This is a genomic window from Sphingobacterium sp. T2, from assembly GCF_000814685.1.
GTDB lineage: Bacteria > Bacteroidota > Bacteroidia > Sphingobacteriales > Sphingobacteriaceae > Sphingobacterium > Sphingobacterium thermophilum.
The window spans coordinates 1-1707 of sequence record NZ_JXAC01000309.1 but is presented as its reverse complement, the minus strand read 5'-3'; the positions used below and the strand labels follow the sequence as shown (position 1 = coordinate 1707).

Genomic DNA, 1707 nt, shown 5'->3' with positions numbered 1-1707 from the left:
ACCACACGTCACATGCAGCTTCTCCCTCGATAGAATGCTCCCCTACCACTCTCGCTTAACTGCAAGAATCCATAGCTTACGGTATGTGTTCTTGATGCCCGTTTATTATCCACGCCCGGTCGCTCGACTAGTGAGCTGTTACGCACTCTTTAAATGAATGGCTGCTTCCAAGCCAACATCCTAGCTGTCTGGGCAACCGGACCTCGTTAGTTCAACTTAGAACACATTTGGGGACCTTAGCTGATGGTCTGGGTTCTTTCCCTCTCGGCCTTGGACCTTAGCACCCAAAGCCTCACTGCCGATCATATCTCATAGCATTCGGAGTTCGTCTGGATTTGGTAGGATTTGACTCCCCCGCACCCAATCGGTAGCTCTACCTCTATAAGACTCTAATATCGACGCTGTTCCTAAAAACATTTCGGGGAGTACGAGCTATTTCCCAGTTTGATTGGCCTTTCACCCCTACCCTCAGGTCATCCGGAAACTTTTCAACGTTTATCGGTTCGGTCCTCCAGTTGGTGTTACCCAACCTTCAACCTGCCCAAGGGTAGATCACAAGGTTTCGCGTCTACCTCCACTGACTATACGCCCTATTCAGACTCGCTTTCGCTGCGGCTCCGCGACTTAATCGCTTAACCTCGCCAGTGAAGAGTAACTCGTAGGCTCATTATGCAAAAGGCACGCTGTCATCCCGCCAAAGGCGGGACTCCAACCGCTTGTAAGCACACGGTTTCAGGTTCTTTTCACTCCCCTGTTCGGGGTTCTTTTCACCTTTCCCTCACGGTACTGGTCCACTATCGGTCTCTCAGGAGTATTTAGCCTTGCCAGATGGTGCTGGCGGATTCCCACAGGATTCCTCCGGTCCCGCGGTACTCAGGATACCTCCAGAATATCGTTCTTTACCTGTACGGGGCTATCACCCTATATCGCCCGGCTTCCCATCCGGTTCCAGTTCATCCCGATATCCTTAGTGAAGGTCCTACAACCCCGATATTGCCGTAACAATAACGGTTTGGGCTCTTTCCCGTTCGCTCGCCACTACTTGGAAAATCACTATTGTTTTCTCCTCCTACGCCTACTTAGATGTTTCAGTTCAGCGCGTTCGCGTCTTTTAGACAACTACCCTTCAGGTAGTTAGGTTGCCCCATTCGGAAATCTGCGGATCTATTCGCGTTTGCCAATCCCCGCAGCTTATCGCAGCTTACCACGTCCTTCGTCGCCTCTGAGAGCCTAGGCACTCCCCCGTGCTTGTCCCTTTACTTTACTTTCTTCTCCTCATAGCCCTTTTGCTAACTATGAGAACAACTCGCCTGGATTTTATCCAGAATCCGCTGTTGTCTTATCGTTATCTTTTTCTTTCTTCCAATATGTCAAAGAACTCTTTTTTCCGCTATATCGCAGAAAGCGTGGAGAATAACGGATTCGAACCGTTGACCCCCTGCGTGCAAGGCAGGTGCTCTAGCCAGCTGAGCTAATTCCCCTTCTTACTCTTGGTAGTCCCGAGCAGACTTGAACTGCTGACCCCTACATTATCAGTGTAGTGCTCTAACCAACTGAGCTACGGGACTAGCTGTCATCTTTTCGTCCTCGGTACCACCTCCGCCTTTGGGGATGGCACTTCCTCTAATGTCTTCTGTCTTTCTAAATCATGTATCAAACGTAACGAGTACCAACGGATTAACTCACCGTTATCTCTAGAAAGGAGGT

2 tRNA genes and 1 rRNA gene are annotated in these 1707 nt (G+C 49.9%); all 3 read right to left on the bottom strand.

From position 1 onward, the window contains the following. Positions 1–1266 (bottom strand): 23S ribosomal RNA (locus SD31_RS14450); the annotation flags it as partial. Between the two features lie 141 nt (positions 1267–1407). Further along, a tRNA-Ala gene (locus SD31_RS14445) sits at positions 1408–1481 on the bottom strand. 10 nt (positions 1482–1491) lie between these two features. After that, positions 1492–1568, bottom strand: a tRNA-Ile gene (locus SD31_RS14440). Positions 1569–1707: the final 139 nt, after the last annotated feature.